Source organism: Novosphingobium sp. 550D, from assembly GCF_057401885.1.
On sequence record NZ_CM171613.1, the window covers coordinates 1841882 to 1861398 of the forward strand.

18 protein-coding genes are annotated in these 19517 nt (G+C 61.8%); 7 read left to right on the plus strand and 11 right to left on the minus strand.

Going from position 1 to position 19517, the window contains the following annotated elements:
- Positions 1 to 25: 25 nt before the first annotated feature.
- The 10 genes from qhpE to AC2S2E_RS08730 all read right to left on the minus strand — a co-directional run bounded on the left by qhpE (position 26) and on the right by AC2S2E_RS08730 (position 12451).
- Complete coding sequence (qhpE, locus tag AC2S2E_RS08685; RefSeq protein WP_486524500.1) at positions 26 to 688, minus strand: subtilisin-like serine protease QhpE; 663 nt, start codon at positions 686 to 688, stop codon at positions 26 to 28.
- Positions 681 to 2300, minus strand: coding sequence for an ABC transporter ATP-binding protein (locus AC2S2E_RS08690; protein WP_486524501.1), 1620 nt, complete (start codon positions 2298 to 2300; stop codon positions 681 to 683). The genes qhpE and AC2S2E_RS08690 overlap by 8 nt, the downstream gene beginning before the upstream one ends.
- A 74-nt stretch (positions 2301 to 2374) precedes the next feature.
- On the minus strand, positions 2375 to 3256 hold the full coding sequence (locus AC2S2E_RS08695) for a hypothetical protein (protein WP_486524502.1): 882 nt from the start codon (positions 3254 to 3256) through the stop codon (positions 2375 to 2377).
- Positions 3257 to 3404: 148 nt separating this feature from the next.
- Positions 3405 to 4517 (minus strand): YncE family protein, encoded by a 1113-nt coding sequence (locus AC2S2E_RS08700; RefSeq protein ID WP_486524504.1) that lies wholly within the window; start codon positions 4515 to 4517, stop codon positions 3405 to 3407.
- An 85-nt stretch (positions 4518 to 4602) separates the two neighbouring features.
- Positions 4603 to 4941 carry a quinohemoprotein amine dehydrogenase subunit gamma gene (gene qhpC / locus AC2S2E_RS08705; RefSeq protein ID WP_476102979.1) on the minus strand — a complete coding sequence of 113 codons (339 nt, stop codon included), beginning with the start codon at positions 4939 to 4941 and terminating at the stop codon, positions 4603 to 4605.
- Positions 4938 to 6389 carry a quinohemoprotein amine dehydrogenase maturation protein gene (peaB, locus tag AC2S2E_RS08710; RefSeq protein WP_486524505.1) on the minus strand — a complete coding sequence of 484 codons (1452 nt, stop codon included), beginning with the start codon at positions 6387 to 6389 and terminating at the stop codon, positions 4938 to 4940. The genes qhpC and peaB overlap by 4 nt, the downstream gene beginning before the upstream one ends.
- Positions 6386 to 8185: a quinohemoprotein amine dehydrogenase subunit alpha gene (gene peaA, locus AC2S2E_RS08715; RefSeq protein ID WP_486524507.1), complete on the minus strand. Its 1800-nt coding sequence runs from the start codon at positions 8183 to 8185 to the stop codon at positions 6386 to 6388. The genes peaB and peaA overlap by 4 nt, the downstream gene beginning before the upstream one ends.
- Positions 8186 to 8595: 410 nt before the next feature.
- Entirely contained in the window at positions 8596 to 9627 is a 1032-nt protein-coding gene (locus AC2S2E_RS08720) for an IS110 family RNA-guided transposase (protein ID WP_066531508.1), read from the minus strand.
- A gap of 128 nt (positions 9628 to 9755) precedes the next feature.
- Positions 9756 to 11966, minus strand: coding sequence for a xanthine dehydrogenase family protein molybdopterin-binding subunit (locus AC2S2E_RS08725; RefSeq protein WP_486524508.1), 2211 nt, complete (start codon positions 11964 to 11966; stop codon positions 9756 to 9758).
- Complete coding sequence (locus AC2S2E_RS08730) at positions 11963 to 12451, minus strand: (2Fe-2S)-binding protein (protein ID WP_476102970.1); 489 nt, start codon at positions 12449 to 12451, stop codon at positions 11963 to 11965. Before AC2S2E_RS08730 ends, AC2S2E_RS08725 begins: the two co-directional genes overlap by 4 nt.
- A gap of 219 nt (positions 12452 to 12670) precedes the next feature.
- On the opposite strand from AC2S2E_RS08730, the gene AC2S2E_RS08735 reads away from it, so the two are divergent.
- From AC2S2E_RS08735 to AC2S2E_RS08765, 7 genes are all read left to right on the plus strand, one after another.
- Positions 12671 to 13339, plus strand: coding sequence for a TetR/AcrR family transcriptional regulator (locus AC2S2E_RS08735; protein ID WP_486524509.1), 669 nt, complete (start codon positions 12671 to 12673; stop codon positions 13337 to 13339).
- Between the two features lie 84 nt (positions 13340 to 13423).
- Positions 13424 to 14659: an MFS transporter gene (locus AC2S2E_RS08740; RefSeq protein ID WP_486524510.1), complete on the plus strand. Its 1236-nt coding sequence runs from the start codon at positions 13424 to 13426 to the stop codon at positions 14657 to 14659.
- A 128-nt stretch (positions 14660 to 14787) separates the two neighbouring features.
- Positions 14788 to 15966, plus strand: a complete 1179-nt coding sequence (locus tag AC2S2E_RS08745; RefSeq protein ID WP_486524511.1) for an amine dehydrogenase large subunit — start codon at positions 14788 to 14790, stop codon at positions 15964 to 15966.
- The gene (locus AC2S2E_RS08750; protein WP_486524512.1) at positions 15966 to 16538 is read left to right on the plus strand and encodes a MauE/DoxX family redox-associated membrane protein; all 573 of its coding nucleotides are present in this window, start codon (positions 15966 to 15968) and stop codon (positions 16536 to 16538) included. The genes AC2S2E_RS08745 and AC2S2E_RS08750 overlap by 1 nt, the downstream gene beginning before the upstream one ends.
- A 4-nt stretch (positions 16539 to 16542) precedes the next feature.
- Positions 16543 to 17142: a thioredoxin domain-containing protein gene (locus AC2S2E_RS08755; protein WP_486524513.1), complete on the plus strand. Its 600-nt coding sequence runs from the start codon at positions 16543 to 16545 to the stop codon at positions 17140 to 17142.
- Between the two features lie 42 nt (positions 17143 to 17184).
- The gene (locus AC2S2E_RS08760) at positions 17185 to 17727 is read left to right on the plus strand and encodes a methylamine dehydrogenase light chain (protein ID WP_476102956.1); all 543 of its coding nucleotides are present in this window, start codon (positions 17185 to 17187) and stop codon (positions 17725 to 17727) included.
- A 17-nt stretch (positions 17728 to 17744) separates the two neighbouring features.
- Positions 17745 to 18251 carry a c-type cytochrome gene (locus tag AC2S2E_RS08765; RefSeq protein WP_486524574.1) on the plus strand — a complete coding sequence of 169 codons (507 nt, stop codon included), beginning with the start codon at positions 17745 to 17747 and terminating at the stop codon, positions 18249 to 18251.
- Positions 18252 to 18489: 238 nt separating this feature from the next.
- Here the strand turns inward: AC2S2E_RS08765 and AC2S2E_RS08770 are convergent, their stop codons facing one another.
- On the minus strand, positions 18490 to 19506 hold the full coding sequence (locus AC2S2E_RS08770) for an inorganic phosphate transporter (protein ID WP_476102954.1): 1017 nt from the start codon (positions 19504 to 19506) through the stop codon (positions 18490 to 18492).
- Between the last annotated feature and the right edge of the window lie 11 nt (positions 19507 to 19517).

A 19517-nucleotide genomic window follows, 5' to 3' on the forward strand; every position in this document is an offset into this window, starting at 1 on the left:
GTTTTTTCAGATTGGCATGTGGTGTTCAGGCCGAGAGCGCGGCGATCAATGCGGATCGGTTGGGATTGGGCATGTCTTGGGCCAGTTTTGCGGCAAGACCGCTGGCCTGCGCAACGGCAAAGCTGATGCCATAGAGATTGCGCCTTTGCGGCACACCGGGAATGGGGCGAGGGTATCCGCTGGCAAAAAGCTGTCCATCCCGCCATTGCCAGCTTTCGCGCGCAATATCCCAATCCAGCCCGACGCCCAGTACACCGGGCAGGGATCCAGGCAGGCAAGACGCGCCATCCGCCTCGGCCGCGGCCAGAATAAGGGCGTTGGCCGCCTTGGAAATGGCCGTCGCAAACAGCGGCGCGTGCGCCACATTGGTGGTGCCAAGGCTGAGATTGATGATCGTGGCGCCTTGGCTGGCGGCAATGTCTATCGCGGTGACAAGAGCCAGCGCGCTGCCCCTCAAGGCATCATGGAACACACGGATGGGCAGGATGTCGGCCTCGGGCGCCTTTTCCTGAATCGCGGCGATGACGGCCGTGCCATGACCCAGACGGTCCAGCGGAATGGCGCCTTGCTCAAGGATCACACCGTCAGAACCGATGGCAAAGCCGGGGCGCAGGCGGTCCGCCATGATATGGGGGTGATCGGGATGCACGCCGCTGTCGATCACGGCGACCAGAACGCGATCAGCCATCGATTATGACGCCATCCTTGAGCGTGATCGTCATATCGGCCAGTTGCGCCAGCGCCGGTTTGTGGGTGATGACGATCAACGTGGCATCGGGCAGGGCGCGGCGCAGGCTGGCGGCGATCAGCGCCTCGGTTTCTCCATCCAGCGCGGCGGTGGGTTCATCAAGGATCAGCGCCGAAGGTTTGCGCAACAAGGCCCGCGCCAAGGCTACGCGTTGCCTTTCCCCCGCCGACATGGCCAGACCGCGTTCCCCTACCGGGGTTTCCAAACCTTGCGGAAGGCGGGCCAGCAAGCCTTCCAGCCCCGCATCATGGGCGGCGGCCACAACCGCTTCGTGGCCCGGATCGTCAAGACCAAAGGTGATATTGGCATAGAGCGTCGCGTTGAACAGGAAAGGCGTCTGTTCCACCAACAGCATCGCGCGGCGCAGATCACCCAGCGCCAGATCGCGCAGATCATGCCCGTCAATCGACACCCGCCCGCCATCGGGATCGATCATACGCACCATCAGATCCGCCATGGTCGACTTGCCCGCCCCGCTTGGCCCAAGGATCGCGCAAAAGGCGCCCGCCGGTATGACGAAATGGGCGTCGCGAAGCACCGGATTGCGACCGTGCGACAGCGTGACATGTTCAAACCGAATCTCGCGCGTAATGGCGTTAAGGGGATGCGGGTTTTGCGCCTCATCCACCTCCGGCTTTGTGTCCATCAATTCAAAGATGCGGGCCAATGCCACCCGCGTTTGGGCCAATGTGGCGGAAAGGCCGAGCAGACCCTGAATGGGCGCAAAAAGCCGCTGCTGATAGGCCAGAAAGGCAACCAGCGTGCCGATTGTCATGCGCCCTGCGGTGATCTCATAGCCGCCCCACAGCATCGCCCCTGCGGTTGATGCGCTGAGCAAAGTTCCCGGAACAGCGCCAGAGAGGAAAGACGTCACCTGCATCCGCAACATGGCGCGCACAAAACCACCATTGGCGGTCGCAAATCTTTGACGCTCACGCTGCTCCGCGCCCAGCGCCACGACAGTCCGCATGCCCATGATCGTATCGACCAGAAGGCTGCCGATATCGGCCCCGGCCTCGCGCATTTGCCGCGACAAGTCGGTCAGACGCTTTTGCGCGCGCAGGAAAGCCCCTACCGCCAGCGGCACCAGCACCACGCCCACAATGAACAGCCGCCAATCGAGCCATAGCATCAGCGCCACACTGCCGATCAGGAACAGCAGATTGGCCAGCGCGGCCAGCAGCGTATCGCCCGCCACGCGTTGAATGTCCGATACGTCGCTGTTAAGGCGGCTCATCAAATCGCCAAGGCGGAAGCGGCCAAAGAAGCGGGGCGACAGCTTTTGCAAATGCGCCAGCACCGCGACGCGAATGTCGAACAGCATCGCCGCCGAGAGCGAGACATGCAGCCAACTGGCCAGAATATTCAGGACATAGGAGCCGACCGTGGCGCCAAGCATCAATCCGGCCACTTGCCACAGCACGTTCATGTCGTGGCGCATCAGCGCGCCATCGATCATCAGCTTGGAAATATAGGGTTGGGCCAGGCTCAATCCCGTTGCCGCCAGACTGACCAGCACGACTGCGGGCAGGCGCGGAAGATAGGGCCGCAAATAGGGCCATAACTGTTTATAGGCGGACCATGGGGCAGGAGGTGGAGAGGCGTGTACGGCGTTATGCGGCGCGTTCAGGTCGCGGCCTCCCGTTCGATCAGTTGAAACCCGCGCAACAGATAGCGCGGCTCTGGCAAATGCGCCAGTTGTTGTGTGGTCCACGCATAGCCTTGGGACAGCGCGGCAACCTGTTCCCGCCACCATGGCGTATCGCCGCCTGTGGCATAAAATTGGCCCGAAATCTGGATATGTCGGCGCAGCGAAGCGGTCAGCATGGAATGGTAATGCGTCGCCAGCGCATCACGATCACCCCGATGGGCGATGACGGCGGCGGCAAGGATCGCCTCGCGCACGGATTGCGCGCTGCCATCGCCGCAGATCGGGTCAAACGCGATGGCCGACATGCCGCAGGCCAGCCAGTCCGGCCCGGCAAGGCGCGCCAGTTGCCGCGGGGCGGTTTCAAATCCGGGCGAACTTTCCCCCAATCCGGCAATTTGCGGAGCCACCAAAACGCTGTCTTCGAGCAATTTTTCGAGCGGCGCGCCAACGCCCAGCAGCCAGCAGTCCTTCGGCCCCGAAGGGATCAGAAACAGCCAGCCCCGCGCCACAGCCTCGACATGGCAACAGGCATGATCGGCCCCGGCGCGAAGCAAGATGCGTGCCGCCATGGCCCGCCTTTGGCCAAAGCGCATCAGGTTTTCTTCGGGAAAGGGCGGGGCGCAATGCAGCGTCATGGTGGGCGCAGCGACATCCCCATCCGCCACCAGTTCACCGCCCAATGCCGAAATCAGGTCATTTTCCGAAACCACCACCGCGCCATGCGGCATGGTGACCGCATCGCCGCCCCAACGCACCACGCGGGTGGTGATGCGGTGATGTTGCGCAAACAGATCCTGACGGCCAAAGGCATCGCGGATCAGGCCGAGCGCCGCATCGGAAAGCATGATAACCGGCACGGGTGAACGCCGTACCGGTTCATGCGCAATCGCAAATCCGTGCGCGCGCAGCAGATGCGCGGCGCAAGCCCCTGCCAACCCACCGCCACGCACCAATATGCTTTGGCTTGAGGACGTCGGCGACAGGGGCTCCTCCTGCAACATGGGATTATTGCGCGAAAACCATGCCCGCCATCGTGGCGTCAGCGTCCAGGTTCCACGTCTTGTCCCATTTCAGCGTCTTGGCGTCATAGACTTCGATGTCATAGCTGGCGCCATAGATGTAGAGCTTCTTGCCATCGCTCGACATGCCGAACTGGAAACGAGAACGGCACGGGAATTCGGCTTTGTCCACGACCTTGTTCGCGCCAAGGTCAAAGTGCCAGAATTCACAGCGCTTATTGCCGGTCGTGCCCTGGGTGGTGACGGTATAGCCGTCCTTGCCATCGGGCGTGATTTGCAAACCCGCCATCTGATACGGGGCCGGGCCGATGGGGGTGAAATCAAAGCTCTTGGACGCCAGCTTGAAACGGCCGATGCCAAAGATCTTGTTGTGAATATACGGGTCGGCTGCGGTGAACAGCGAGACATATTCGTCATTGTTGCGCAGCAATTCCACGCCGCCGCCAAAGCTGTTCTGCTCCAGCCCCGACCCTTCGGGCTTGGCCATGTCGATGCGATCGACGACCTTGAAGTCCGAAGTGTTGAGGATGATCACCTTGTCGCGGAACAGATAGAGCAGCTTGCCATCGGGCGAGACCATCATATGTGCGCGCGCGGCGTTGAGCGTATTGTCCTCGTCGGGCAGGTCGACGGTCTTGACCACCTTCTTCTGCGCCAGATCGATGGTGGCATATTGCCACTTGCTCACCTTGTAACGATCCACCGCTTTGTCGATGGTCATCATGATGGTGTAGTAATATTTGTTCGAAGGATCGGGCACGCCGCCGGTAAAACGATATTTCGTCGTCGGCGTGTTCAGGCTGAACTTGTTGATCACCTTGCGCGTCGCGGCGTCGAGAACTTCGATCCCGCCGGTCGTGTTGGTGGTCACATAGATCCGCTTGTGATCATTCGACATGCGCAGGTTGGTGGGCAGGCCCGTATCAAGCTTGATATGCTCGTTGATCTTGCCTGTGGCTTCGTCCACCACAAACAGCTTGTCGGGATAGGTGCCCATCACGATGGGGGCGGCGGTGGCGGCCACCGGCAGCGTGGCGAGCAAGGCGCCGGCCAAACGCCTCGAGAGGCGGAAAGAAATGCCAGAGCGAGAATACATCATGCGGCAGGCTCTTTCATAAGAAAGGTCGCGAGAATGACGGGAGCAGCGCGCGGCCCGGCGTAACCCGACCGCGCGCACCCCCTCATCACGGAAAGATGATGTCCAGGCTGCGCCAGTCCTTGGCCGCCGCCGAGCAATTGCTGGCCCAATCGGGCGAGTAATTGACGTGGTCGGGCACCTGAACCGGCCAGAAGCAGGTGACGTAACAGTCATAGATGTCACGTTCGACAGGCTGGCACAGGCCGGCGGTGCCGCCGCTGGCGTCCACTTCCCAACCGGGCGAAAAGGACAGGGTACAGCCCATCGGCACATGCGGGCGAACCTGTTGCAGGGCCACGACATCGTCCTGCATGGCCGCGGTTTGCGCGGTCACGCTTTCGTCAATCGCCTTGGCCTTCTGGTTGATGGGGCGCAAATGCTTCATGACAGGCCCTTTCTTTCGGCAAACTTTTCAAGGAATTCGGGATTTTGCACCGCCAGCGCCCCCTGAATTTTCAGGCAGGTGTCGGTCCATTCGCGGATCCAGTCGCAATAATGCAGATTGGCATGGCCCGTGTCGCCATAGCGGACAAAGGCTTCGTGATGGCATCCGCCCGCGCACAAAGGCCGGGCCCAACAGGACTGGCATTCATACTTGGCGCCGACATGACCCTTGGTCAGGAATTCGCCCTGCGCCTTGCGGTCGATACCCGATGAAACGTGGCCCATCACATGGCTGTCGGCATCGGTAAAGCGATGGCAGGGCGAGAGATCACCCGAAGGCGAGACGCCCAACAGGCCCAGACCCGCCCCGCAGGGGTGGCTCTTGTTGGTGCCCTGAACCAGTTCGCCAATGGTTTCCGATACGTTGGAAAAGCCGTGCATCCGGCCCTTCAACGCATAGTCCAGCCATTCGTCGGCCAGTTGATGGAACTGCTCCAGCACCGTCACCATGCCTTCTTCGCCCAGCGAATAGGCCTGTTCACCCGATTCCGTCACCGGAGCGAACCCGACTTCGTGGAAACCAATGTCTTCGCGCAGATGGCGGAAAATCTTGACCACATCGGTCACGCCCTGGCTCAGCGTCACGCGCGCCGTGATGGCGCGGGTGCGGTGGCGGGCGATCAGCTTGCGCAGCTTGGGCTCGATGACATCATAGCTGCCCTTGCCGCTTTTATAGACGCGGCGCTTGTCCTGCATCTCCTTGGGGCCGTCGATGCTGACCGTGACGCCGATTTGTTCGGTCGCCAGAAACTCGATGATCTCGTCGGTCAGCAGCGTGGCATTGGTGGTCAGGCTGAAGGTTATGGTGCGACCCTGGGCCGTGGCCTGATCCGTGGCATAGGCGACGACTTGCCGCAAAAGCGGAAAGTTCATCAAGGTTTCGCCGCCAAAGAAGGTAATATGCACCGCCGGGCGACCGCCCGATTGTGCCAGCAGCAGATCGACCGACGCTTTGGCTGTATCGATCGTCATATACTTGGGCTTGCCATTGGGCGTGGCAATCTTGTCCGCGCCAAATTCATAGCAATAAGTGCAGGCCAGATTGCACTGGTTTGTGATGTTGAGCACCAGTGCCTGAAGCGGATAATCGCCCTCCGGCTTGGCCGGGGCGGGGGGCGCGACGGTCTGATCCGAAACGATCACGCGGGCAAGGCGAAGCTCGCGCACCAGATCCTCGGCATCCACCGCGCTGTAACCCGACGCGGTCAGAGCGGCGATCAGATCAGCATGGGCCATTTCGCCTGCGTCCAGCATGGCCAGCACTTCGCCCACCGCACCGTCGAGCGCAAAGATGGCGCCCGCCGAAACGAGGTAGATGAAATCCTGACCCTGGGCGTCAAAGCGGTGGACTTCGCCGCTGCGATAGGTGTGGTTCAAAGGAACGCTCACTGATTCACCTCCGGCTGATCCCAGCGCTTATAGGCAGGCACGGTGACGACCATAAAGGCCTTGGCGGTCAGGGGCTTGCCATCGGCGCCCTTTTCCGTCTTGGCGGTCGCGGTCACCCAGACTTCGCCATAATTGTTGCGGTTCCATTTACGTTGCGGATTGGGGCCATCGATGTTGGGCGTGAAGAAGCCAGCGGTCGAAAGCTTGCCGACGAAATTCACGTCATCATCGTAATAGACCGAGGGGAATTCACCCATCGAGAAACTGGCGTCGATGGGCCCAACCGCCACGTCATCGGCGGTGCCTGCCTTGCCGTCGGCGCCCTTGTCATAACCAATGGCTTCGAATTGCAGGTATCCCTTGGGGTGCTTCTCGCTGCCACCCAGACGCGCCAATGAGGTTTCCGGCGTGACCTTGATGTAATCGACCTTTTTATAGATCGGCAGCGCCTTTTCCAGCACCGCGCCGCCAATGGCCACATCATGCGCGCCCACCGTGGCATCACCCGCCACATCGACGCTCAGCACGATCTCATCGGCGCTGGCCGACACGATCTTTTTCGCTACGACGCCCTTGCCCAGCGTGATGTCCGACAGGGCCAACTTGGTGGGCAGTTTGTCACCGATAATGTGCAATTCGGCGCCCGCCGTGCCCACCTTGACCGCGTCGGGCGTGACGCTGGCGATGGTTGGTTCGGCGGTGGCGCGGGTCAGTTTGACGTCAAAGCCGAACTCTTCATACGCGCCCCAATACCAACGACCGGCGGCCGACTTCTGATCGGGGGCGAACCACATGGTTTCGCGGGCTTCATGCGCCGGAGCGTCCGGGGCGGTCATGTCGCCCGTGCCCTTGGACTTGCCGCGCCATGAATAGCCCGAATAGACGATGCCCGTCCCCGTGCGGGTCAGGATCGAGCCATCCTTCAAAGATTTCAACGTGATCGTGGTGGTAAAATCATCGCCTTTGGGCGCGATCACCATGGAACCGGCATAGCGACCCTTGCCCGGCAGATCGGCGGAAACCAGCCATTTGCCCGACAGAGCGGCGGGGCGCATACGCGCGCTCCACGATGCCCATTCGGCCGAATGCAGCGGGGCGGTCTTGCGCATATATTCCAGCGCGACTTCGCCCGGCGTCGGCCCCTTGGATGCCGGTGCGCCGTAACCTTGCGGCATGCCATGTTCGTCGACGCCGCGGCGATATTGCACCTCGGCCTGCGAATAGAGCGCGACGTGGAATTCCTGAAGCAGCTTCCATTCATTGGCCGACCGGCGCCAGCTCAAAGGCTGTGCAAAAGCGTGGCACGAGGCGCAGGCCGCACGCACGGTTTCATTGGGAATGTTGGTTTCATCCAGCACCCGCTTTTCGGTCAGATACATGACCGGCTTTGCCTCGTCCGGGGCCAGACCATGGCTGGCCGAGAGCGAGCGGATGACCTTTTTGGCGTCCTCGGCGGTGATGACCAGACCGTTGAGCTTAACCATGCGGTGGATCGCCTGTGCCCACCCTTCGGGCGTGGTGCGCATCCACGAAATGCGCGACAGGTTGCCCTTGCCGTCATTGGTGTGGCACGCGCCGCATTTGTCGATGACCAGCTTGTCGGTGACGGGAATGCCCGCTTCCTTCTCACCGGCCTGTTCGTCGGCCTGTGCCACGGCGGGGGCTGCGCCATGCAGAACCGCCATGCCCAAAGCCGTTGCGGTCAGCCCTAGCAGGGCCAGGCGACGACGCGCCCAAAGGCCGGGTGTCGATGGCGCGGTGGCGCCGTTATCCGAGGGATCGGACGGGAAGGCCATATCGTAAAATTCCCCCCAAGCTGGAATTCGCAAGCTGAAAGACTGTCGCGATGAATCGCCGCTTCGAGGGAAAGATTGGACGGGTGTCAAAATTCGTTCAAGCGCCTTTTCTCCTGATACGCAGTTTGGCGCAAACCATGCCGAACAGCCCAAAAAAACGTATGGCCCGCCCCGTCTGCAAGGGGGATTTTGAAGTGTTCTGATCAGTCTGCGTCAACGTATGCGGTCTCATGGGTGACCCCATGGCCAAGATGGACATCCGCACGTCTGGAGCCACAATAAAGACGCCGGCAACGAGTGCCATTTTTTTGGCCGGGCTTTCCAGACGCCGATCGACTGTCAGGCCATCTTCACGATCCTTCCTGCAAACATCGTTGGCCTATGCACGAAGATGCGTGCGGCCGATCCGGTTATGCCGCGACTGGGTAGCCGCGTTCGAACGTCGCGTCCTTGCGCAAGGCCGCCCATGCGATCCGCGCCAGCTTGTTGGCCAGCGCGACGACGATAGCATTGCGGTGGACTCCTCGCTCGATCATTCCTGTCAACCAGCGCCCCAACGGGGTCTCGCTTCGCGCCAGCGACGGCAATGCTGCTCGGGCACCGTGGATGAGCAAGGTGCGCAAGTAGGTGTTGCCTCGCTTGGAGATGCCGAGCAGCCGCGGCTTGCCGCCGGTAGTATGCTGACGGGGCACCAGACCGAGCCAGGCACCCAGGTCTCGGGCTTTGGCAAAGCTGCTGGCATCGCCCACGGCTGCAATCAGGGCAGTTGCGTTCAGCACCCCGACGCCGGGGATGGATGTGAGCCGCCGGGCAGCCGCGTCATTGCGCGCCAGCTCGACAAACTCGCCGTTCAGCGCTTCCACCCTGGTATCGAGTTCGCGCCATTCGGCACGCAGTTCGGCCACCAACTGGCGCAGACGCGGTGACAAGGTCGTATCCTCATCGGCCAGCAGGGCATCGATGCCGAGTTCCAGCTTGCGCCGCCCAACCGGGAAAATGGTCCCGCGCTCCAGCAGGATCGCCCGCAACTGGTTGGTCAGGCTCCTGCGCTCAGCCACCAGGCGCGAGCGAACCCGGTGGAGCGTCTGGATGTCCAACTGCTCCTGGGTCTTGAGTTCGACGAAGCGCATCGTTGGACGCGAGGCGGCCTCCGCGATCCCCTCGGCGTCGCGGTCATCGTTCTTCTGTGCTTTGACATACGGCCGTACGTACTCCGGCGACATCAGCCGGATCTCATGTCCGTGCGCGGCGAACAGGCGCCCCAGATAATGGGCACCGCAACATGCCTCCATCGCGACCACGCACACAGGAAGCTTGGCAACGTAGTCGACCAGCGTCTGGCGGCGCATCGACCTGCGTACGACGACAGCTCCCGCCGCATCCACGCCAACCACACTGCAGGCATTCTTGCCCAAATCAACGCCAAGGATCACAATAGACATCGGTCCGCTCCTTTCCTCTTCAAGCACCAGCATCATATCCGATGCCGGGGAAAAGGGGCGGGCCATCCCATAAAGCCCGCCCCACGCTTGGTTTGGGGCGGGCTTTTACGTTTTGTAATTCAAGGAATTCAGGTCAATTTCAGCGGCAAATCGCGCAACCTCTTGCCCGTTGCCGCATAGATCGCATTGGCCAGCGCCGGGATCACCGGAGGCAGCGAAGGTTCACCAAGGCCCGTTGGCGGATAATTGGTTTTAAGGAACTCGACCGCAATTTCACGGGGCGCCTGCTCCATGCGGATCAAGGGGAAGTCGCCAAAGCTTTCGGCCTGAACCACGCCTTTGATCTGTTCGATCTTCTGTTCGATCAAGGCTTGCCCGATGCCTTCGTTGACGGCGCCCTGCACCTGATGGCGGGCGTTGATCGGGTTGATGATCTGGCTGCCAATGTCGCCGCATGCCCAAACCTTGTCCACGCGCACGGTGGTGGCGTCGGTCAGGGTGATATCGACCACTTCGGCGAAGTAGCCGCGATGACAGAAGTAGAAGCCAAAGCCGCGCCCGCGCTTTTCACCCTTGGCGCCGGGGGCCAGTTTGCCGCCTTGCCAATTGGCCATTTTGCACACGCCATCGATAACGGCGCGGGCGCGGCCCGAATGCATGATCGGGCGGCCCGGCACGACCGGCAATTCACGCGGCGCGCCCAATGTCCTGCGCATCAATTCGGGCAGATCAATCCCGGCGGCTTCGGCCAATTCGTCCATAAAGCTTTGATAGACAAAGGCCATGGCGTTGGATGTCGGCGCGCGCAACCATCCCGTCGCCAGATTGGTGGGTAGATAGGTGACGCCGATTTCGGAATCGGCCAGAACATTGACCGGAAATTCGAACGGGCTCATTTCCGCCGCGCGGATCGGTTTCCCATCCTTGCCAAAGCTGACGAAATGATCGCGGAACGCCACCAGATCGCCCTTGGCGTCCAACCCTGCGGTAAAGCGGTGCCAGCCTGCGGGGCGATAGTAATCGTTGCGCAGATCGTCGGTGCGGTCGAACAGGATCTTGACCGGCTTGCCCGGCATGGCCTTGGCCACTTGGCCCACCATGACCATATAGTCATTGAGCAACCGTCGCCCAAATCCGCCGCCGATACGCGTCTGGTGGATGGTGATATCCTCGCCCTTCATGCCCAACATGGCGGCGGTATCATTGCGGCCATTGTTGGGGGCCTGACTGGGCGCCCAGATTTCCAGCTTGCCATCGACCCAGCGGCCCGTGCAATTTTGCGGCTCCAACGTGCCATGGGCAAGGAAGGGATAGGAGTAGTCGGCGCTGACCGTCTTGGCGGCTTCTGCCAAGGCTTTGGCCGCATCGCCATTCTTGGCATGGGCCACCTGCGGCCCGGCGATAAAGGCGGCGGCGGCGGCCTTGTCGTAACCCTCGGTTGAGAAGCCGACTTGGGCTGCATCGTCCCACGTCACTTTGACGGCATCGCGCGCGGTCTTGGCGGTCCACCAACTGTCGGCGACGACAACCAGCGTGTCGAATTTGCCGGGAGGCACCGAATTGCTATTGACCGGTACCACCGCCAACACGCCCTTACGCTTCAGCGCTGCGCCGGCGTCATGGGCGGCGATGGTGGCGCCATGGGCAGGGGCCTTGATAATCGCGCCATGCAGCAGGCCCGGCATATCGACGTCAATGCCGAACAGGGGCTTGCCCCGCGTGATGGCCACCGTGTCCACGCCGACTTTGGATTGCCCGATGATGGTAAAACGCGAGGGATCTTTCAGCGCGACCTTGGCCAGATCGGGCGCGGTTTCGCCCGCCGCGCCGCGCGCAAAGGCGGCATAGGGTGCGCTGCGTCCCGATGCCGCATGGGTGACTTTACCCGCCGCCGTGGTCAGTGTGCCAACCTCGACACTCCATTCCTTGGCCGCCGCGTTCAGGATCATCGCCCGCGCCGCTGCGCCGACTTGCCGCATGGGCAGCCAGTTGTTGGGCGTCGAATTCGACCCGCCCGCGCTTTGCACGCCAAACACCTTGTCATTGGCAAGGGTGGATTCGATCACCACCTGATCCCACGCCAGATCGAGTTCCTCGGCAATCAGCATGGGCAGCATGGTGCGCACACCCTGACCAATTTCCGGGTTTTTGGCGCCGATGGTCACCTTATTATCCGCGCCGATGCGGATAAAGGCGTTGAGCGGCGTTTGCGCCAAAGCCGCCCCCGGCGTATCGGCCAGCGCGACATGCGCCTCGAACGCCAGCGCGCCTGCGCCAACCAGCGATGCGGCCATAAAGGCGCGGCGGTCCAATGCCGGGTTGATGGTGGGGGCGCTCATGCGGCGTCTCCCGTCACATCGGCCATTCCGGCCGCTTTCCTGATGGCGCGACGGATGCGCAAATAAGTTGCGCAGCGGCACAGGTTGCCATTCATGCCCGCATCGATCTCCTCATCACTGGGCTTTGGGTTGGCCAGCAAGAGCGCGGTGGCCGAAAGGATCTGCCCTGCCTGGCAATAACCGCATTGGGGCACGTCGATCTCCTGCCACATCTGCACCAGCTTGGCGCCTTGGGGCAGGGCGCTGGCGCCCTCGATCGTGGTGATCTTGTGGCCGGCTGCTGCTGAAATCGGGGTTTGGCATGAACGCACCGCCTGACCGTCGAGCAGGACCGTGCAGGCCCCGCAAAGCCCCTGACCACAGCCGAACTTGGTGCCCGGCATCTTCAATTCCTCGCGCAGCACCCAGAGCAGCGGCTTGTCCGCATCGGCGGCCACGCTCACGGGCTTGCGGTTGATGGTCAGGGCGTATTTTCCTTGGCTCACGGTTCAAGGCTCCAGCTTGGGCTTACGTCGGTTGCGGGCCGGGCGCATCGCGCACAGGTCTGCGGGTCAGGCAGGCGAAAGAACGCCGCGCAACAAAACCTGCGCCTCTCCCCTTGCGGTGATACTGGACGTGCTTCAAGATTTCGTCAAGCCGGGTGGCTGTGAAGGTTGCATCATGTGCAAGCCGGTGGCATGGCGCCGCCAGGAGAAGGAAGCCCCATGGATCTATCGGAAGACATCGTCAGCACCGCGCGCCCCGGCACCTATTCGCGCGGGACCGAGACGGTGGATGCGATCCTGAAGGCGGCTCTTTCGGTGTTGATCGATGAGGGTGCGGCGGCTTTCACGATTCGGCGCATTGCCGCGGCCTGCGGGATGAAGGTGGGCAACGTCTCCTATCATTTTCCGCGCAAGGAAATGCTGGTCCAGGTGTTGCTGGATGAATTGCTGGCCAATTATGAAAAGGTGTTGGAGGATCGCGTCCGCCAGCCCGATCTGACCACGGAAGAGCGGTTGCGGCTGCTGATCGTGATCTGTCTGGAGGACATTGCAGGCAAGCGCACCACGCGCCTGTTTACCGAACTGTGGGCGCTGGCCAATCACAATGAATTCATCGCCGACCGCGTGCGCGGGTTCTATCAACGGGTGCATGATTTCATTGGCGAATATGTTGCGGTGCTGAACCCGGCCCTGTCCGAGGATGAGGTGCGCACCGTTGCCATCTATATCAGCGCCAGCATGGAAGGTTCGACACCTTTCCTTGGTTTTGAAAAGCCTTGGGCCGACCGGATGGTGGCCTATACGTCAATTGCCGCCCATGCGCTTGTTTCACTTGCCAAAACGATCACTTCGGCAGAGATTGCCGGGATAACAAGCCAGGCGGCCTGATCCGTCGGCGCCTTCCAACGCAGGAACCAGCCCGTTGCGATTGTTCGCGGCGGGCAAAGGGGGTTTGCCATGCGTTTGGGACTCATGCTTGGAAATCGGGTTGCGCCACAAGTGGGCTGGCGATGGGCGCGCGGTTGCGCCTTGCCGGTGGCTGCGGTGCTGGGCTGTGTTCAGCCTGCGATTGATCCGGTTTTCCTGACGCTGCTTTCCTCGGCCACGGGATTGGACGCGGGGCATCACGGTTGGGTTGTGGGCATGACCCAGACGGCTTCGGCCCTCGCGGCGCTATGTGTTTGGTGGCTGGGGCCAAGGATGCCGATGCGCGCGGTGATCGTGCTGGCGCTGGGGGCGATGATGGCGGCGTTTCTGTCGCCACTTGCCTTGGGCCTGCCGGGCGTTCTGGCGCTGCGCGCGATGTATGGGTTGGGCATGGGGGCGGTTTATGCGCGCGCGATGGGCGGCTTTGCGTCCCGGCGGCCAACGGGTGCCTATGCGATTGTTTTGCTGGTGCAATTGATGCTGGCCACCTTGCTGTCGCTGGTCCTGCCGGAAATGGCGGGGCGGATGGGCGCGGGGGCGGCTTTGGCCTTTCTGGCGCTGGTGCCTCTGGGCGCGGTTCTGGCCTTGAGCGTGGCGCCCGATGAAGGCGTGGTGAAAGTCAGGTCTATGGCGCAAGGCGACACCACGCCGCGTGCGGGCTGGGCTTTGGCATGGGCCAATTTCTGGTTCATTTGCGCGACGATGATGGTGTGGAGCCTGTCAGGCGCCTTGGCGGTTCAGGCCGGGCACAGCGAAGGGCTGATCGGGCGGGCGGTGGCTATCGGCTCGCTGGCTGGCGCGGCAACGGCTATTGCGGTCATGCGCGAGGGTTTGCGGGTGCCTTTGCCGGTGACGGCCTGTCTGGTGGGGGCGGCTTTGCTGGCGCCGCTGTTCCTGACCCGGCCGGGGGACGCTTCGGGCTTTGTGCTGGCCATGGTCTTGCTCAATATCGGATCGACGGCGATCATCATCCGATGCTCGGGATTGGCCAGCGCGCTGGGACTGGACCCAAGGTTTCGCGTCTTTGTCGCGGCGACCCATAATCTGGGGATGAGCGCCGGGCCGGCGCTGGGATCGGGCATGTTGTGGGTCTTGCCGGACGGTGGATTGTTGTTGGGCGCAGGGTTTGCGGTGGTGGCCGGTGTTCTGGCCGTGATTGTGGCATGGGTCTGGCCGGGGGCAAAGGAAGCGGGTGGTTTACGCCATTATGCGCATTGGGCAGGGCGTTGCTCTGAATCGGCGCGTTTCGTGTCATTTGCGCGCGATAAGGGGCTTGATTAAATTTTGACGCTCGTCCAACCTTTGCGAGTCTGATGCATCGCCGGGGGGATAGGCGCGGGGCAGAACACATTGCGATGCCCGCCAGTTTCCGCCGCAAACAGATTACTTTCAAGGAGGGTTACGGCCAGATGTCTCGCCAAACTTCGCAAGCTTTCGCCCTTCGCGCGGCCTGTCTGCTGATGGCCGGTGCGGGGCTGGCCATCGGGGCGGCAGGCGTCGCGCCTGCGGCTGTTCCGACCGAGCCGGAAACCGCCACGGTCGCCACGTTGCCCGCGCCCAGCCCGAAATGGTTCTATGTACGCGGCGGGTTTGATAGCGCAGGCACGCAGATCGTGGACAGCACCACCGGCAAGATGGTGGGCATGGTCGATACCAGCCGTTCCTCTGACATGGCCATCGATCCGGCGGGCAAGTTCTATTACGTGTCCGAAACCATCTGGTCCAAGGGCAATCGCGGGACGCGTCAGGATCTGTTGACCATCTATGATGCCAACAGCCTCAAGCTTCAGACCGAAGTGACCTTTCCGGGCCGCCTGATCATTGGCGCGCAGGTCAACAATTTCGCGCTCTCCGAAGATGGCAAGAGCGCCTATATCTTCAACCTGACCCCGGCGGCTTCGGTCAACATCGTCGATCTGGTCAAGCGCAAGTTTTCGCGCAATGTGGAATTGCCGGGCTGTGCCGGGCTGATGCCGATCCCCGAAGGACTGGTATCGGTCTGTTCGGACGGTTCGCTCGCCTCGCTTAACCTGAGCGGGGGCAAGGCGGAGATCACCCGCAGCGCGCCGTTTTTTCACGCCACCAATGATCCGGTGTTTGACGCCTTCAATTACTCGATCAAGCGCAAGGAAGCTGTGTTCATCAGCTATACCGGCCTGATCTATACCGCGAAAATCGGTCTGAAGCCGGAAATCGCCGTACCCTTTTCCATTCAGGCCGCCGCCGGCCTGCGTCCGGGCGATACCAAGCCGCTTGATGTGAACTGGCTGCCTGGCGGGCGTCAGCTGACCGCGTGGCATCATGCCAGCAACCACCTTTATGTGCTGATGCATATGGGCGAATTCTGGACGCAGAAGGATCCGGGCGAGGAAATCTGGGACGTCGATTTGGCCACGAAGAAGGTGGTCAAGCGTTTCCCGCTGGAAGATCACATCGACAATATCGCAGTGACGCAGGGCGACAAGCCCAAGCTGTTCATCAACACCATGCGCAATGATGGCTATATCCTCGACCTGTCCACCTGGACGCTGGGGCCAAAGATCGGCCAGATCGGCGGGGGCATTATCGGCACGGTGGAGACGCCCTGATGCAGGCATCGGCCATGCTTCTGTCGGTGGTGATGCTGGGCTTTGCTCTGGGGGTGGGGCTGATCTTCACCTTTGCCGGGGTGAGCCATTGGCGCCATCGCCGCCTGTTGTCGGGCGTGGTGGCCAATTATCGCTTGCTGCCTGATGGAATGGTCAATCCGGTTGCGGCGGTGTTGCCTTGGGCGGAGTTGGCGCTTGGTCTGGGGTTGCTTCTGTCGCCCGTCATGCCGGTTCTGGGCCGGGGTGCAGACTTGGTCGGGGGCGCAGTCCTGCTCCTTTTTGGCTGGGCCATGGCGGTGAACCTGCGGCGCGGGCGCGGGCATATCGATTGCGGTTGCGGTCATGCCGAATTGCGTCAGCCGTTGAGCTGGATGCTGGTCATCCGCAATATTGCGCTGGCGCTGCCTTTGCTGGCTCTGGCGGTGTCGGGGGCGGAATTGCCCGGCGGCATGGCTTTGCTCGCGGTTCTGGTTGCGGCGCTGGCGGTCTGGTTGGGCTATCATCTTTTCAATGCACTGGCGGCGCTGCAATCCAGCCCGCTTTCGGCCACTTTGCTTCCCACTCGGAGATAAGAGAATGATCCTTTCGCTGGTCATTTCACAGGTTGTTTCGTGGCTGGTCATCGCCGGTCTGGTGGTGGCGCTGCTGGCGCTGGCGCGTCAGGTGGGGGTCTTGCACATGCGGGTGGCGCCGGCGGGCGCGTTGACCACGGCGGGTGGTCCCGCTGTCGGTTCGGGCAGTCCGGTGATCGAGGCTAATGACATCAATGGCCGCCATGTCCACATCGGCGGCCCGGCCAAGGACAAGCCGCTGCGCCTGTTGATGTTCGTTTCGGCCATGTGCCCGCTGTGCAAGGGGCTGATCCCCGTCGCCAAGAGCTTTGCCAAGGATGAGCGTCTCGATCTGGCCTTTATCGGTGACGATGATGTGGCGGTCCAGCGCAAGCTGATCGCGCAGCAGGGGCTTGAGGCTTATACTTTCGTCAACGGCCCGGATGTGGGTCAGGCTTTCGCCGTGGGCAAGCTGCCCTATGCGGTGTTGATGGATGCCGATGGCGTGGTTCTGTCCAAGGGGCTGGTCAACAGCCGCGAGCATCTCGAAAGCCTGATCATCGCGCATGAAATGGGCGTGAAGAGCGTGCAGGACTACATCGCCTCGCTCAAGGTCGTTGGCTGAGGCCGTTTTTTTAGATTTTCAGCTTCCTACGGGGGTTTGCCGATGAAACTGTTCAATCCCGATGCCGCCGCCGAAAAGCTGCTGCGCCGTTTTGCCGGCGGCACGTCGCGCCGGGGTATGCTGGCCCGGTTGGGCACGGCGCTGGTCGCGGCGCCTGCTTTCCCGCTCTTGCCCGTCAGCCGCGCCGGTGCCGCCAAGCCCGATCGCAGCCCGGAGGCCAAGACCAATTTCGCCCGAAAGGCGCAAACGGTCGATGACACCAAATGCGATTACTGGCGCTATTGCGCGATCGACGGGGCGCTGTGTTCGTGCTGTGGCGGTGGTATCCACACCTGCCCGCCGGGGGCGGAATCCTCGCCGGTGTCGTGGGTGGGCACCTGTATCAACCCGGAAGACGGCAAGGCCTATATGATCGCCTATCGCGATTGTTGCGGCAAGCCGATGTGCACCCAGTGCATGTGCGACAATCAGGATCGTGAAACGCCGCTTTACGTGCCCCAGCTCAACAACAACATCATCTGGTGCTTTGGCACACAGAGCATGGAATATCACTGCTCGACCGCGGTGATGGTTGGTCCGGCCTGAGGATCGGGCGGGTGAAGATGTTCAAATGGATCGGCGCTGGCTCGTTGCTGGCGCTGCCTTTTTTGGCGGCGACGGTGGCGGCGGAGCCGGATGTGGCCAGAGGGATCAGCGATCCTGAACTGGCGCGGTCCGATTTTGTCGAACATTGTGGCGGATGCCATGGGCCGGATGGGCGCTCTGCGCCTGCTGCTCTGCCCGAATTGCGGGGCAGGGTGGGGTGGCTGATGTGCACGCCGGGCTCGCGCGCCTATCTGATCCGTCTGCCCAATATCGCGCATAGCCGGATCGCCGATAATGCCGAACTGGCCGACATGCTCAATTACATGATCTTTGTCGTGGGCGAACATAGCGCGCCGGTCGGGACAAAGCCCTTTACCGCCGAGGAAGTGACGCGCGAGCGGGCGCATCCAATGGTGTCCGGTTCCCTGACCGCTGAACGTGCGAAGCATGTGTCCGAAGCCATTCGGCAGTGTCATGCGCCCGTTTCTTTGCGGCTGAATTATCCGGGTGAGAAGAAGAGTTAGGGTTTGCCTCCGGCGGGCAAAGGGCGGGGGCCCTTTGCAATCCCGATATGGGGTGGCGCATCGTCTGCCGGGGTGGTGGTGATAAAATGAAAGCCTGCGGCGCGGAGAGGCCTAGCCCCAAAGCGCCGCAGGCTTTTAAATTTGAACGCTGCGCAGATCAGATTCCGCCGAACCCATCACGCAACAATGACAGTATCGGGAGCGCGAGGGTCTAGACCCTCGCATCATCCCTTACCCCTTAAAACGCGTGATCGATCAACACAGCCACCTGATAGAACACCGCACCGACGATCGCGGCCGCCGGAATGGTCACCAGCCATGCCACAACCAGACGCTGCGCCACGCCCCAGCGGACCGCGCTGGTGCGCTTGGCGGCGCCGACGCCCATGATGCAGCCGGTGATCGTGTGGGTGGTGGAAACCGGAATACCGAAAGCCGTGGCGCCAAACAGCAGCAGCGAACCGCCCATCGAGGCGCAGAAGCCCTGATGATGCGACAGCTTGGTGATGCGGCTGCCCATGGTTTCGATGATTTTCCACCCGCCCGACAGCGTGCCCAGACCCATGGCGACATAGCAGCCGATCACGACCCAGCCCGGAACGTGGAAGCCACCTTCGAGCATACCCTGTGAATAGAGCAGCACGCTGATGATACCCATGGTCTTTTGCGCGTCATTGGCGCCGTGGCCCAGTGAATAGGCCGCGGCCGACACCAGATGGAGTTTCTTGAAGACGCCTTCCGCGCTCTTGGCGGTGGCCTTCATGAAGATCCACGAGGTGATCATCATCAACGTCATTGCCGCCATCATCCCCAGCAAAGGCGCCAGAGCGATGAAGGAGGTGGTCTTGATGATCCCGGCCCACACGACCGCATTGGTGCCCGCATGCATCACGCCGGAACCCACCAGACCGCCGACCAGCGCGTGGCTGGACGAAGACGGAATACCCTTGATCCAGGTGAACACGTTCCACGCCATCGCGCCCACCAAGGCGCCGAAGATGACATGCGGCGTCACCACATCCTTGTCGATGATGCCTTTGCCTACGGTTTCGGCGACCTTGAGGCCAAAGAACCAATAGGCGGCAAAGTTGAAGAAGGCGGCAAACAGCACCGCCTGCACCGGCGTCAACAGTTTCGTCGACACCACCGTGGCGATGGAATTGGCCGCGTCATGCAGGCCGTTGATAAAGTCGAATGCCAGCGCCAGCGCCACAAGGGCGATGATCAAGGGCATGGCCACGATCACATGGTCCATGATGTATCAGC